The organism is Actinoallomurus vinaceus (assembly GCF_039542055.1).
Classification (GTDB): domain Bacteria; phylum Actinomycetota; class Actinomycetes; order Streptosporangiales; family Streptosporangiaceae; genus Actinoallomurus; species Actinoallomurus vinaceus.
The window spans coordinates 203941-216717 of sequence record NZ_BAABHK010000009.1 but is presented as its reverse complement, the minus strand read 5'-3'; the positions used below and the strand labels follow the sequence as shown (position 1 = coordinate 216717).

The following is a 12777-nucleotide window of genomic DNA, read 5'->3' as shown; positions in this document are numbered from 1 at the left end:
ATCAGCCGCCCGCACCCCTCAAGATCATTTCCCCGTCGGAGCCGGTCCACACATGAGAACGCTCAAAGCCCTGCTGTCGACCGCGACGGTCGCCACCGCCCTGCTGTCCGCCGCGCCCGCCGGCGCGGCGACGGCCAACGTCACCGTCGCCTTCGGCACCACGGTCCGCTCCGTGCCGCCGGAGACCTTCGGCATCGACATCTCCGGATACGGCTACGGGAACTACATCACGAATGACGCCACCCAGCAGGCCATGCTCGGTGGCGGCCGGTACGGCCTGGCGCGCATGCAGCTCGTCTACAGCGTCCCCGGCGACACCACCAGCAAGATCGTGGCCGGCGGAGACGGCGCCGACCGCGGGCCGACCGGCGACCAGTGGGTGTCGGCCATCAAGAACCTCGGCTCGGCGCCCGTCGTGATCGCGCCCCTCGACCCTGTCGACGCCGCCGGGCTGGTCCGTCACTTCAACACGGGGACCGCCCCGAACAGGGTCACCCGCTGGATCCTCGGCAACGAGCCCGACGGGGCCCAGATGGACGCGGCGGACTACTCCGCGAAGTTCAACGCCGCCTACGACGCGATGAAGGCCGTCGACCCCACCATCAAGGTCGGCGGACCCGCCACGGCCTACCCGAACTGGGACTTCCTCCAGACCTTCCTCACGGGCAGCGGCTCACGGGCGGACTTCGTCGACTTCCACAAGTACGGCATGGGCGGCGACACGTTCCTCTGCGACGACCGGCTGCTGGCCGATACCCTCGAGTGGGAGAACGACGTCACCCGCCTCCGTGGCATGATCCAGGCGACCGTCCCCAGCCGGGCATCGTCGATCGGCATCGAGGTCGGTGAGATGAACTCCGACTGGAGCGTGCACACCGCCCCGAGCAGCTGCGGGAACGTCGGCACCGAGCCCGTGCAGTACCGCAACGCCGCCATCTGGTGGGCCGCCAGCGCCTTCGGCCACGTGGTCGACGCCGGCGGGACCGGCCTGGCCTACGCCGACAAGAACGGCGACCTCGGCCTGCTGTACGACCGGGCCAACGCGGACCGGCCGTCGTACGCCCAGAACGGCGCCGGCCTGGACGAGCGGATGCCGATCTACAGCGGCCTCGGCTTCTTCACCGGGCAGCAGGGCACGTCCCTCCAGCACTTCGGCACCAGCCTGGTCTCCTCGTCGACGACCCTGCCGGACGTCGAGGTGTACGCGTCCGCGAACCCGAAGGTCATCGTGGTCGTGAACAAGGGCACCACGAGCCGACAGGCCGTCATCGGGGTCGACAGCGGGACGACGGCGACCGCCTTCCAGAAGGACGGCAGCACCGTCTCCTACGCCACGCCCACGTCGCTCGGCTCCCTGCCCGTCCAGTCCGGGCAGATCAGCCTCACCCTGCCGGGGCCCTCCGTGACGCAGCTCGTCGTCGGCTAGAACAAAGATCACGGCCCGGGCGGAAAGGGGGACGTACCTTCCGCCCGGGCCGTGACGTCCGGGTGCCGAGCGCTCAGCCGCGCGCGGCCTTGAGCAGGTCGGCGTTGAGCCGGGAGATCGTCTCGAACGGGATGCCCTTCGGGCAGACCGCGGTGCACTCGCCGGTGTTCGTGCAGCCGCCGAAGCCCTCGGCGTCCATCTGGTCCACCATCGCCGTGACCCGGTCGTACCGCTCCGGCTGGCCCTGCGGCAGCAGGCCCAGGTGGGTGATCTTCGCGGCGGTGAACAGCATCGCGGAGGCGTTCGGGCAGGCCGCCACGCACGCGCCGCAGCCGATGCAGGTCGCGGCGTCGAACGCGTCGTTCGCGTCGTCCTTCGGCACCGGGAGGGCCGCGGCCTCGGGCGCCGAGCCGGTCGGGGCGCTGATGTAGCCGCCCGCCTGGATGATGCGGTCGAAGGAGGACCGGTCCACCACCAGGTCCTTGATGACCGGGAACGCCCGCGCCCGCCACGGCTCGATCGTGATGACGTCGCCGTCCTTGAACTTCCGCATGTGCAGCTGGCAGGTGGTCGTGGCCTTCTCCGGCCCGTGCGGCGTGCCGTCGATCACCAGCGAGCACATGCCGCAGATGCCCTCGCGGCAGTCGTGGTCGAAAGCGACCGGGTCCTCGCCCTCGAGGATCAGCCGCTCGTTGAGGACGTCGAGCATCTCCAGGAACGACATGTCCGGCGAGACGTCGTCGAGCTCGTACGAGGTCATCCGGCCCTTGTCGGCGGCGTTCTTCTGCCGCCAGATCTTCAGCGTGAGCTTCATTACTTGTACGACCTCTGGGTCATCTTGACGTACTCGTACTCGAGGTCCTCCTTGTGGAGGACGGGCGCGTGGCCCGTGTACTCCCACGCCGCCACGTAGGCGAACCTCTCGTCGTCGCGGAGCGCCTCGCCGTCGGGGGTCTGCGACGCGGTGCAGAAGTGGCCGCCGCAGGACTCCTCGCGGTGGAGCGCGTCGATGCACATCAGCTCGGCCAGCTCGAAGAAGTCGGCGATGCGGCCGGCCTTCTCGAGGTTCTGGTTGAGCTCCTCGTTCTCGCCCGGGACCTTGACGCGGGTCCAGAACTCCTCGCGCAGCTCGCGGATCCGGTCGATCGCCTTGAGGAGGCCGGCCTCATTGCGCTCCATCCCGCAGTACTCCCACATGACCGCGCCGAGCTCGCGGTGGAAGGAGTCGGGCGTACGGTCGCCGTCGATCGACAGGAGCTTCTCGATGCGGCTCTCGACCGCCTCGCGGGCCTCGACGACGGCCTCGTGGTCCTCGCCGATCTTCTCGAACGGGCCCTTGGCCAGGTAGTCGCTGATGGTGTTCGGCAGCACGAAGTAGCCGTCGGCCAGGCCCTGCATCAGCGCGGACGCGCCGAGGCGGTTCGCGCCGTGGTCGGAGAAGTTCGCCTCACCGATCACGAACAGGCCGGGGATGGTCGACTGCAGGTCGTAGTCGACCCACAGGCCGCCCATCGTGTAGTGCACCGCCGGGTAGATGCGCATCGGGACGTCGAACGGGTCCTCGCCGGTGATGCGCTCGTACATCTCGAACAGGTTCCCGTACTTGGCCGCGACGGCGTCCCGGCCGAGCCGCGCGATCGCGTCGGCGAAGTCCAGGTAGACGCCCAGCCCTCCCGGGCCGACGCCCCGGCCCTCGTCGCAGACGTTCTTGGCGGCGCGGGAGGCGATGTCCCGCGGCACCAGGTTGCCGAACGACGGGTAGATGCGCTCCAGGTAGTAGTCGCGCTCGTCCTCGGGGATGTCGCCCGGCCTGCGGGTGTCGCCCTTCTTCGCCGGCACCCAGACGCGGCCGTCGTTACGCAGCGACTCCGACATCAGGGTCAGCTTCGACTGGTGATCGCCGCTCGGCGGGATGCAGGTCGGGTGGATCTGCGTGAAGCAGGGGTTGGCGAACAGCGCGCCCTTGCGGTGCGCCCGCCAGGTCGCCGTGACGTTGCAGCCCTTGGCGTTGGTCGACAGGAAGAAGACGTTGCCGTACCCGCCGGACGCCAGCACGACCGCGTCGGCGGTGTGCGTCTCGATCTCGCCGGTGACCATGTCACGGGCGACGATGCCGCGCGCCACGCCGTCGACGACGATCACCTCGAGCATCTCGTGCCGGGCGAACATCTCCACGGTGCCGGCCGCGACCTGCCGCTCGAGCGCCTGGTACGCGCCGAGCAGCAGCTGCTGGCCCGTCTGGCCCCGGGCGTAGAACGTCCGGGAGACCTGCACGCCGCCGAACGACCGGGTGTCCAGCAGGCCGCCGTAGTCGCGGGCGAACGGCACGCCCTGCGCCACGCACTGGTCGATGATCTCGACGCTGACCTGGGCGAGGCGGTAGACGTTCGACTCGCGGGACCGGTAGTCGCCGCCCTTGATCGTGTCGTAGAAGAGCCGCTGGATGCTGTCGCCGTCGTTGCGGTAGTTCTTGGCGGCGTTGATGCCGCCCTGCGCCGCGATGCTGTGCGCGCGCCGCGGGCTGTCCTGGTAGCAGAACGACTTGACGTGGTAGCCCAGCTCGCCGAGCGTCGCGGCGGCCGAGCCGCCGGCCAGGCCGGTGCCCACCACGATGACCGACAGCTTCCGGCGGTTGGCCGGGTTGACCAGCTTGCCGCCGAAACGGCGCTTGTCCCAGCGCTCCTCGAGCGGGCCGTCCGGCGCCTTGGTGTCCTCGATGGGGGCGCCCTCGGTGAACAGTTCGTCCATGGCTACTTCAACACTCCGATCGTGACCCCGACGGGAACGGCCACGAAGCCGAGCACCACCAGCGCGGCGGTGACGTCGGCGACCAGGCGGATGGCGGGGTAACGGCCCTGGCGGCCCCAGCCGAGCGTCTGGACGGCGCTGAACAGGCCGTGGCGCAGGTGGAAGCCGACCAGGATGACGGCGACGATGTAGAAGAGGGTGATGTACCAGCGGGCTGGGTCGAAGTCCGCGATGACCTTGTCGTACGGCGTGGCGTTCTCGCCCTTCGGGTTGACGGCTCCGAAGGTCAGGTCCAGCAGGTGCCAGATGACGAACAGCAGGATGACGACCCCGCCGTACCGCATGACGTACGTGGCGTACCCGTTCTCATGCGTCTTGCGCCGCGCGGCGTACCTGACGGGGCGGGCTCGGCGCGCCTGGCGGGCCAGGGAGACCGCCGCCCAGATGTGCACGATCACGGCGACGACGAGGCCGGCTTCCAGGATGCTCAGGAAGACGCGGTGCGGGAGCGCCGGCGAGCCGACCGATCGCAGCCAGTAGGAGTAGTGGTTGAAGTCCTCCCGGCCCAGGAAGGCCTTGAGGTCGCCGAGCATGTGGGCGATCACGAACAGGAAGAGGATGGCGCCGGTCACCGCCATGACGGCCTTCCGGCCGACGGACGAGCGGTACCGCTTCAGCGGACCTGGCGCCGACGAGGGCGTCTTCGGGCGGGGACGGGTGGCCACCGGCGTGGATCGGGTCACGGACGACACATCGCGGAACGTATGTCCGGTTCTATGCTCACGTCCAAGACATGACGACGCTCGTTTCCATAGCCGTAGGCTATGAACCATGCAGCTACAGCAGCTTTCGTACTTCGTCGCGGTGGCCGAGGTGAGGCACTTCACACAAGCGGCGGAAACTCTGCGCGTCGCACAGCCGTCCCTGTCCAAGCAGATCAGGACGCTGGAGTCGGAGCTGGGCGCCCCGCTGTTCAGCCGTGCCCGGGGCAACATCACGCTGACTCCGGCCGGCGAGGCGCTGCTGCCACTCGCCCGGCGCATCCTCGCCGACGTCGAGACGGCCCGCCGGGAGGTGCAGGACCTGACGGGGCTGCGGCGCGGGCGGGTGCGGCTGGGCGCGACCCCGTCGCTGTTCGCCGGGCTGCTCGCCGACGCGCTGATGCGCTTCCGCACCCGCTACCCCGGGATCGAGCTGCGCGTCGAGGAGGGCGGCTCCCGCGACCTCGTACGGGACCTGGCGCGCGGGCAGCTGGACCTGGCCCTGATCATCCTGCCGCTGCAGAGCACGGACCCGGCCCTGGAGACGACGCCGATCCTGCGCGAGGACCTCGTCGTCGTCTCCTCGCACGCGGACGCGCCGAAGCGCTCCCCGCTGCGGATCGAGGACCTGCGGTCGCGGCCGCTGGTGATGTTCCGCCGCGGGTACGACCTGCGGGAGGCGACGCAGGCGGCCTGCCGGCAGGCGGGGTTCGAGCCGCGGTTCGCCGTCGAGGGCGGGGAGATGGACGCGGTGCTGCGGTTCGTCGAGGCCGGCCTCGGCGCGGCCGTCGTGCCGTCGATGGTCCTCGCCGGGCGGCCCGGCCTCGTGGGCACTCCCCTGGCCCCGCCCGGGCTGCAGCGCACGATCGCGCTGGCCCACCGCAAGGACGTCGACCCGACGCACGCGGCGCGGGCGTTCCGCGAGACGCTGCTCGGGTTCCTGCGCGACGCCGAGGCCGGCAACGCCCTGCCGCCAGGGGTCCAGCGGCTCGACTAGGGCCTGTCTCGAAGTCCCCGTCCGTAGGACAGCGGGACTTCGAGACAGGCCCTAACGGCTCGTCATCTGATCAGTTCGACGTGCGGGGCGAACTCGCGAAGCGCCCGGACCAGCCGGCGCCTGCCGATCCGCCAGCCGCCGAGACGGGTGGAGACCAGGCGCGGCGGATCCTCGTCCGGCGGCGCGTACCCGCACAGCGCCACGGCGCCATGGCCGGTGGAGCCGCCTTCGGCCGCGTGGAACTCGATCGCCGCGACGTCGTCCCAGGAGAACCACTCGCCCTTGGCGCGGTCCCCGGAGGGGCACCAGTAGACGCCGTCGCGCGTGACGGCGAACGCCACCCGGCCCCGTACGACACGGCGCAGGTAGACGACCGCGAGCACGAAGAGGGCGACACCGGCGAGCGGCATCAGGCAGCGGGCCCCGAAGTTGATCCAGTCGCCGACGCCCGGATGGGCGGCCGGCCGCCAGCGCTCGTCCGCCGGGCGGCGCAGCTCGACGATCACGAATCCGGCGACGAGGGCCGCGCCCACGAAGGTGGGGACGAGCGGACTCCACCACGCGTAGCGCACGACGTACGCGCCCGGGCCGAAGCTCGACCGCTGCCTCGTTCCCTGTGACCGCTGTCCCATGCGACGATCCTAACCTCGCGACTCACAACCGGACACTAGCGGAACAAGCACTCGTTAGATACCATAATTCGCAAATGCCGATTTGCGGCACATTAGGCGCATAATTAGCCCTGTTACTCGTGGGTAAGTGGGCAGTTTCACATTGCGTGTTCGCGCCTCGTATCTTGCTCGTGACAACTCCCTAATAACGTAGTGCGCCCCGCAGAGGAGAGGCTGGAGTATAAGCGGCCCTCCCAGGCGATGTGCCTTCGATGGAGACTCCGGATGACGCAGACTACGGTGGACGCGCCGGCCAAGGATCGGGCCCGGATCCCGGCGCGCACCCTACGCACGGACCGCTACTGGACCAGCCCCCTGATCACGTTCATCGTGTTCACGGCGTGGGTGATCTACGCGACCGTGCGATCGATGATGGGCAGCAGTTTCTGGGTTGAGAAGTACCACTACCTGACGCCGTTCTACTCGCCGTGCGTCAGCAAGGCTTGCCCGGCAGGGGCCGCGGACTTCGGCAGGTTCGTCCCTGACCACCTGCCGTTCTTCATCCCGTACGCCTTGATCTCGCTGCCGTTCCTGCTCGGGTTCCGGCTGACCTGCTATTACTACCGCAAGTCGTACTACCGGGCGTTCTGGCTCACGCCGTCGGCGTGCGCGGTGCCGGACAAGAGCCCCGCCCGCAAGACCCCGGGCGCCTACAGCGGCGAGACGCGTCTTCCGCTCATCCTGCAGAACGCCCACCGCTACTTCTGGGTGATCGCCGGGCTCATCTCCCTCGTCAACACCTGGGACGCCATCAACGCCTTCCACGGCAAGGACGGCGGCTTCGGCATCGGGCTCGGCACCATCATCCTGTGGGTCAACGTGATCCTGCTGTGGGCCTACACCCTGTCCTGCCACTCCTGCCGGCACGTCATGGGCGGACGCCTGAAGAGCTTCTCCAAGCACCCCGTCCGCTACTGGCTCTGGACGCAGATCAGCAAGCTGAACACCCGGCACGGGCAGTTCGCCCTGATCACACTCGGCACGCTCGCGCTGACCGACGCGTACGTCGCGCTCGTCGCGCACGGAACATTCTCCGACCTGCGGATCTTCAACTAAGGACGACCACAAAGTGACTGACATCGAGAGGCTGCAGTACGACGTCGTCGTCATCGGCGCCGGCGGCGCCGGGCTGCGCGCCGCGATCGAGGCGCGGCTGCAGGGCAAGAAGACCGCGATCATCTCCAAGTCGCTGTTCGGCAAGGCCCACACGGTCATGGCCGAGGGCGGCGCCGCGGCCGCGATGGGCAACGCCAACCCGAACGACAACTGGCAGGTCCACTACCGCGACACCATGCGCGGCGGGAAGTTCCTCAACAACTGGCGCATGGCCGAGCTGCACGCCAAGGAGGCCCCCGACCGCATCTGGGAGCTGGAGGCCTGGGGCGCGCTGTTCGACCGCACCAAGGACGGCAAAATCAGCCAGCGCAACTTCGGCGGGCACGAGTACCCGCGCCTGGCGCACGTCGGCGACCGTACGGGCCTGGAGCTGATCCGCACCTGCCAGCAGAAGGTCGTCGCGCTCCAGCAGGAGGACCACCGGGAGTTCGGCGACTATGACGCCCGGCTGAAGGTCTTCGCCGAGACGACCGTCACCCGGCTCCTCAAGGACGACGAGGGCAAGATCTGCGGCGCGTTCGGCTACATCCGCGAGACCGGGAAGTTCGTGGTCTTCGAGGCCCCCGCCGTGGTGCTCGCCACCGGCGGCATCGGCAAGTCCTTCAAGGTGACCTCCAACTCCTGGGAGTACACCGGGGACGGCCACGCGCTCGCTCTGCTCGCCGGGGCATCGCTGATCAACATGGAGTTCGTGCAGTTCCACCCGACCGGCATGGTCTGGCCGCCGTCGGTCAAGGGCATCCTCGTCACCGAGTCCGTACGCGGCGACGGCGGCGTGCTGAAGAACTCCGACGGCAAGCGGTTCATGTTCGAGTACATCCCCGAGGTCTTCAAGGACAAGTACGCGACGACGGAGGAAGAGGGCGACCGCTGGTACGAGGACCCGGACAACAACCGGCGCCCGCCCGAGCTGCTGCCCCGTGACGAGGTCGCCCGCGCGATCAACTCCGAGGTGAAGGCCGGCCGCGGCTCACCCCACGGCGGCGTCTTCCTCGACATCGCCTCCCGGCTGAAGCCGGAGCAGATCATCAAGCGGCTGCCGTCGATGCACCACCAGTTCAAGGAGCTGGCCGACGTCGACATCACGGCCGAGCCCATGGAGGTCGGGCCGACCTGCCACTACGTCATGGGCGGTGTCGAGGTCGACCCCGACACCGGCGCCGCGCTCGTCCCCGGCCTGTTCGCGGCCGGCGAGGTCTCCGGCGGCATGCACGGATCCAACCGCCTCGGCGGAAACTCCCTGTCCGACCTGCTCGTCTTCGGACGCCGGGCCGGCCTGGGCGCCTCCGAGTACGCCTCCGCCACCACCGTGTCGGTGCCCGAGTCCGAGATCGAGGCCGCGATCGCCGAGGCCCTCGAGCCGTACGAGCGGGAGACCGGGGAGAACCCCTACGCGGTCCACCAGGAGCTCCAGCAGACCATGAACGACCTCGTCGGCATCATCCGCCGCGAGGACGAGCTCGAGCAGGCCATCGAGGCGCTCGGCAAGCTCCGCGAGCGCGTGGGCAACGTCGCCGTCGCGCCGTCCGCAGGTGCGACGGTCACGGAGGGGCAGGGCCCCGCGTACCACCCCGGCTGGCACCTGGCGCTGGACCTGCGCAACATGATGATCGTCTCGGAGTGCGTCGCCCGCGCCGCCCTCGAACGCCAGGAGAGCCGCGGCGGCCACACCCGCGACGACTACCCGAAGATGTCCGCCGACTGGCGCAAGCTCAACCTCGTGTGCCGCCTCACCGACGGCGTCGTCGAACTCAAGCGCCAGGACATGGAGCCGATGCGCGAGGACCTCCTCTCGCTCTTCGAACTCGACGAGCTGAAGAAGTACCTGACCGAGAGCGAGCTCCCCGCTGAGGAGAAGAACTGAGATGGGCTACAAGGCGAAGTTCCGGGTCTGGCGCGGCGACGCCGGCGAGGGCGAGCTCAAGGACTACACCGTCGAGGTCAACGAGGGCGAGGTCGTCCTCGACGTCATCCACCGGCTCCAGGCCACCGAGGCGCCCGACCTGGCCGTCCGCTGGAACTGCAAGGCCGGCAAGTGCGGCTCCTGTTCCGCGGAGATCAACGGCCGGCCGCGGCTGATGTGCATGACGCGGATGTCGACGTTCACCGAGGACGAGACCGTCACGGTCACGCCGATGCGCACGTTCCCCGTCATCCGCGACCTGGTCACCGACGTCTCGTACAACTACGAGAAGGCCCGCGAGGTCCCGGCCTTCGACGGCGGCGAGGTCGAGCCCGGCGAGTTCCGGATGCAGCAGGTGGACGTCGAGCGCTCGCAGGAGTTCCGCAAGTGCATCGAATGCTTCCTGTGCAACAACACCTGCCACGTCATCCGCGACCACGAGGAGAACAAGGAGCACTTCTCCGGCCCGCGCTTCCTCATGCGCGTCGCGGAGCTGGAGATGCACCCCGCCGACGTCGCCGACCGCCGGCAGATCGCCCAGGACGACTTCGGGCTCGGCTACTGCAACATCACCAAGTGCTGCACCGAGGTCTGCCCCGAGCACATCAAGATCACCGATAACGCGCTCATTCCCATGAAGGAGCGCGTCGTGGGCCGCCGCTACGACCCCCTGGTCTGGCTCGGCTCCAAGATCGGCATCGTGAAGCGCGACAAGGAGACCCCCAAGGCCTGACCGCCTCGGTGCCTCGGCCTCATGGGACCGCGCGAGGCCGAGGCACCATCAGATCGAAGCACAAACGTGAAGACCCGATTCACTCGGTTGTGCGTCACCGTGACCTGCGCCGGCGACTGACTGACCGTTATTGAGGCGGGTAGGTGACGCGGCCGTCCCCCAGGTCCAGTCGCCATGTGTCGTCCGGGCCGGGTTCCATGGTCAGGAACCATTTGTTAGAGAACATGATCCGCTGGAACCCCGAGTTGAAGGCGACCCACGAGAGCGGCCTTGCCGAGATCAGGGTGGAGAGAGCCTCAGCAGGCAGAGCAGTGAGAGGCCGGGTCACAGCATCCACGGTGGGGCCGATGGAGTGGATGCTTTCCATTCGCGCAGGACCGTGTCGAAATCTTCTCCTTCGGTCGCGGCTTGGAGGATGCGGACGTTTGGGGTGCCCGCGACGCTGACGGTGACCGAGGTGATGAGGCGGTCGGCGAGTGCGCCGGCGGCGATCACTCTGACCGCGACCAGCCCTGGCCAGATCCGCGCCAGCGCCTCTGCCGCTGACGGCCGAGGCACCCCATCGGCCTCAGCGAAGAGCTACTCCTGGAAATCCCGCTCCTCGCGGCGCGCGCTGCGCGATGATCCGTCTATATCGCCTTCTGAAGTGGGTCGACCCTTTTATCGAGAACCAGCCCTAGCCCGCTTTAGACGGTCTCCAAACAGAAACAGCCTTATCGGGTGTTGAGACAAGACGTGTGTCGTAGGGTCCGGAGATCTCCCATGGCTCAAAGTCCTCGGACGCGAGAACGGTGAGAAGGTCACCCTCGGATGTTTCGATTTCTAGACGTCCATCCTTGAATGCATCCACTCTCACCGCACTCCGACGAAGTAGACGGAGGATAGGGGCAAGATTGGACGGCTCATCAGTTGGGGTCAGCCTGGCATCGACTCCCGCTGGATCCCTCAGCGATACCGACTCTTCGATCCTGACCGTGAACTCCTCATCGTCGGCACGAATCAAGAGCGTGATGGCCCAGTCGATACAGACCCGTTCGATCGACCCACCTTGCGATACCGTCGACCAGCGGTCCTCGTGCTCGACAAGCGCCATACGAAATCACCTACCCCCCGGGCCACCCTGGCCATTTGCCATCATAATCTACCGGGATATGAGTGGCCGAGGGCGGGCCTGGCTTCCCATAGACGTCGACCGGCTGACCATGTGAGTTGTACACCCGAATATAGCCGTTTGGATATTTAGGAGTTGGATCCATGACACGGATCATATTGGCGTTTCCTGTTGCGTTCGGATCCTGAAAAACGATGCCCTTGCCGTTATCAGAAACCCGCGGGGCCCATCCATCCGGCACCGGCCGCGGAAGCTGCTGCTCTGCTGAGGTCACCTTACCGGCGAAGCCGTCTCCGATCTCGTCGGCGACGGCCTTGCCTGCCGTGGCCTCGAAGTCGGCCGCGATAGGTTCGATCTTGGGGGTTTCCGCTGCGGCGGCCACCGCTTCGGCGACTACATCTTCTGTGACGGCGGCACCGACCTCGCGGCCGACCGCAGCCGCACCCCCGGCGGCGATCCGGTTGAAGACGCCACGGAGCCGTGTGATGACGCCCTCGCTGCCCGCGCTGAGCAAGACGAGCACTTCCTGCGAACTCACGATCAGGTTGATCTTGTTCTGGGTGGCCCAGGTGACGTTCGCGTAGCGATCGCAGGCGTCACCGAGGGCGTTGCACAGCTTGATGAGACCGCCCAGCAGGCTGTGCCCGTCACCGGCTTGGTAGACCTTGTGCCAGTACCGCTGGATGGCGGCGAAGTCCCGCGTCTTGCTGGAATCGGCCAGTTGGCCGATACTCCAGTTCAGCCACTCGGCGACCTTGTTCACCTCGTTCGCCGCGGCGTACCACTTGCCGGCGGCGTTTTCGAGGTTGTTCGGGTGCGCGGCCGGCCAGTACCCGACCAGCAAGGTAGCCAGAATCCGGTTGGCACCGAGATAGGGGCCCGTCGCCGCCGGACCGATGGCGCTTTGCGGCTCTGCCAGCGACATGTCCGGGTAGACCTCGTTGGGGCCCAGAAGAGCCGATGCGCCGCCGCTCGCATCGGCACGCGACCGGTGATCGGCGGCTAGGTGGTTATTGGCCGTCTGTGTGAGGCCGAGCGAGGCGCCACCGATGACGACGATCGCCTGCCGGAACGCCTTCCATGCGGCCTGTACGGCGGGGGCGTACTTGGCGTTGAAGATATTGGCGGCCTTGTCGTTGCCCGCCATGCCGTGGTTGCCGTCCAGACCGCCGAGCAGGCGCATCCACGTGTCGATGAGGTCGTGCTGCCCCACTGCGAAGTTCTTCGCGGCGCCGTCCACCATCGCCGGGGAGACGTCGACACGACGCGGGGCCACCATTGGCGGACGCCACGGTTGTTTCGGCTGCCAGG

12 protein-coding genes are annotated in these 12777 nt (G+C 68.0%); 5 read left to right on the top strand and 7 right to left on the bottom strand.

Translation table 11 applies throughout. From position 1 onward, the window contains the following. Positions 1-52 precede the first annotated feature (52 nt). The gene (locus ABEA24_RS29890; RefSeq protein WP_345434503.1) at positions 53-1426 is read left to right on the top strand and encodes a GH39 family glycosyl hydrolase; all 1374 of its coding nucleotides are present in this window, start codon (positions 53-55) and stop codon (positions 1424-1426) included. Between the two features lie 73 nt (positions 1427-1499). On the opposite strand, the gene ABEA24_RS29885 is transcribed toward ABEA24_RS29890, so the two are convergent. Genes ABEA24_RS29885 through ABEA24_RS29875 form a run of 3 tightly spaced genes read right to left on the bottom strand, consistent with a single transcriptional unit; the run spans position 1500 to position 4917 of the window. After that, the gene (locus ABEA24_RS29885) at positions 1500-2240 is read right to left on the bottom strand and encodes a succinate dehydrogenase/fumarate reductase iron-sulfur subunit (RefSeq protein WP_345434502.1); all 741 of its coding nucleotides are present in this window, start codon (positions 2238-2240) and stop codon (positions 1500-1502) included. Next, positions 2240-4174 carry a fumarate reductase/succinate dehydrogenase flavoprotein subunit gene (locus ABEA24_RS29880; RefSeq protein WP_345434501.1) on the bottom strand — a complete coding sequence of 645 codons (1935 nt, stop codon included), beginning with the start codon at positions 4172-4174 and terminating at the stop codon, positions 2240-2242. The genes ABEA24_RS29885 and ABEA24_RS29880 overlap by 1 nt, the downstream gene beginning before the upstream one ends. A gap of 2 nt (positions 4175-4176) precedes the next feature. After that, on the bottom strand, positions 4177-4917 hold the full coding sequence (locus ABEA24_RS29875; protein ID WP_345434500.1) for a succinate dehydrogenase cytochrome b subunit: 741 nt from the start codon (positions 4915-4917) through the stop codon (positions 4177-4179). Between the two features lie 88 nt (positions 4918-5005). Between ABEA24_RS29875 and ABEA24_RS29870 the strand changes: the two genes are divergently transcribed. Then, positions 5006-5932, top strand: coding sequence for a LysR substrate-binding domain-containing protein (locus ABEA24_RS29870; RefSeq protein WP_345434498.1), 927 nt, complete (start codon positions 5006-5008; stop codon positions 5930-5932). A 62-nt stretch (positions 5933-5994) separates the two neighbouring features. Here the strand turns inward: ABEA24_RS29870 and ABEA24_RS29865 are convergent, their stop codons facing one another. Then, positions 5995-6564 carry a hypothetical protein gene (locus ABEA24_RS29865; protein WP_345434497.1) on the bottom strand — a complete coding sequence of 190 codons (570 nt, stop codon included), beginning with the start codon at positions 6562-6564 and terminating at the stop codon, positions 5995-5997. A gap of 264 nt (positions 6565-6828) precedes the next feature. Between ABEA24_RS29865 and ABEA24_RS29860 the strand changes: the two genes are divergently transcribed. The 3 genes from ABEA24_RS29860 to ABEA24_RS29850 are packed head-to-tail and all read left to right on the top strand — an operon-like array spanning position 6829 to position 10355. Further along, on the top strand, positions 6829-7659 hold the full coding sequence (locus tag ABEA24_RS29860; protein ID WP_345434496.1) for a hypothetical protein: 831 nt from the start codon (positions 6829-6831) through the stop codon (positions 7657-7659). A gap of 13 nt (positions 7660-7672) precedes the next feature. Next, positions 7673-9583 carry a fumarate reductase/succinate dehydrogenase flavoprotein subunit gene (locus ABEA24_RS29855; protein WP_345434495.1) on the top strand — a complete coding sequence of 637 codons (1911 nt, stop codon included), beginning with the start codon at positions 7673-7675 and terminating at the stop codon, positions 9581-9583. 1 nt (position 9584) lies between these two features. Then, complete coding sequence (locus tag ABEA24_RS29850) at positions 9585-10355, top strand: succinate dehydrogenase/fumarate reductase iron-sulfur subunit (protein ID WP_345434494.1); 771 nt, start codon at positions 9585-9587, stop codon at positions 10353-10355. A gap of 324 nt (positions 10356-10679) precedes the next feature. Here the strand turns inward: ABEA24_RS29850 and ABEA24_RS29845 are convergent, their stop codons facing one another. From ABEA24_RS29845 to ABEA24_RS29835, 3 genes are all read right to left on the bottom strand, one after another. Further along, positions 10680-10913 carry a hypothetical protein gene (locus ABEA24_RS29845; RefSeq protein ID WP_345434492.1) on the bottom strand — a complete coding sequence of 78 codons (234 nt, stop codon included), beginning with the start codon at positions 10911-10913 and terminating at the stop codon, positions 10680-10682. 118 nt (positions 10914-11031) lie between these two features. Further along, positions 11032-11448: a DUF6188 family protein gene (locus ABEA24_RS29840; RefSeq protein WP_345434491.1), complete on the bottom strand. Its 417-nt coding sequence runs from the start codon at positions 11446-11448 to the stop codon at positions 11032-11034. Positions 11449-11458: 10 nt separating this feature from the next. Further along, complete coding sequence (locus ABEA24_RS29835) at positions 11459-12745, bottom strand: WXG100-like domain-containing protein (protein ID WP_345434490.1); 1287 nt, start codon at positions 12743-12745, stop codon at positions 11459-11461. Positions 12746-12777: the final 32 nt, after the last annotated feature.

Excerpts from the sequence above, each read along its gene's own strand:
- ABEA24_RS29840 (WP_345434491.1), bottom strand. The coding sequence starts at position 11,448 with ATGGCGCTTGTCGAGCACGAGGACCGCTGGTCGACGGTATCGCAAGGT.
- ABEA24_RS29865 (WP_345434497.1), bottom strand. The coding sequence starts at position 6,564 with ATGGGACAGCGGTCACAGGGAACGAGGCAGCGGTCGAGCTTCGGCCCG.
- ABEA24_RS29860 (WP_345434496.1), top strand. The coding sequence starts at position 6,829 with ATGACGCAGACTACGGTGGACGCGCCGGCCAAGGATCGGGCCCGGATC.
- ABEA24_RS29870 (WP_345434498.1), top strand. The coding sequence starts at position 5,006 with ATGCAGCTACAGCAGCTTTCGTACTTCGTCGCGGTGGCCGAGGTGAGG.
- ABEA24_RS29850 (WP_345434494.1), top strand. The coding sequence starts at position 9,585 with ATGGGCTACAAGGCGAAGTTCCGGGTCTGGCGCGGCGACGCCGGCGAG.
- ABEA24_RS29890 (WP_345434503.1), top strand. The coding sequence starts at position 53 with ATGAGAACGCTCAAAGCCCTGCTGTCGACCGCGACGGTCGCCACCGCC.
- ABEA24_RS29880 (WP_345434501.1), bottom strand. The coding sequence starts at position 4,174 with ATGGACGAACTGTTCACCGAGGGCGCCCCCATCGAGGACACCAAGGCG.
- ABEA24_RS29835 (WP_345434490.1), bottom strand. The coding sequence starts at position 12,745 with ATGGTGGCCCCGCGTCGTGTCGACGTCTCCCCGGCGATGGTGGACGGC.
- ABEA24_RS29885 (WP_345434502.1), bottom strand. The coding sequence starts at position 2,240 with ATGAAGCTCACGCTGAAGATCTGGCGGCAGAAGAACGCCGCCGACAAG.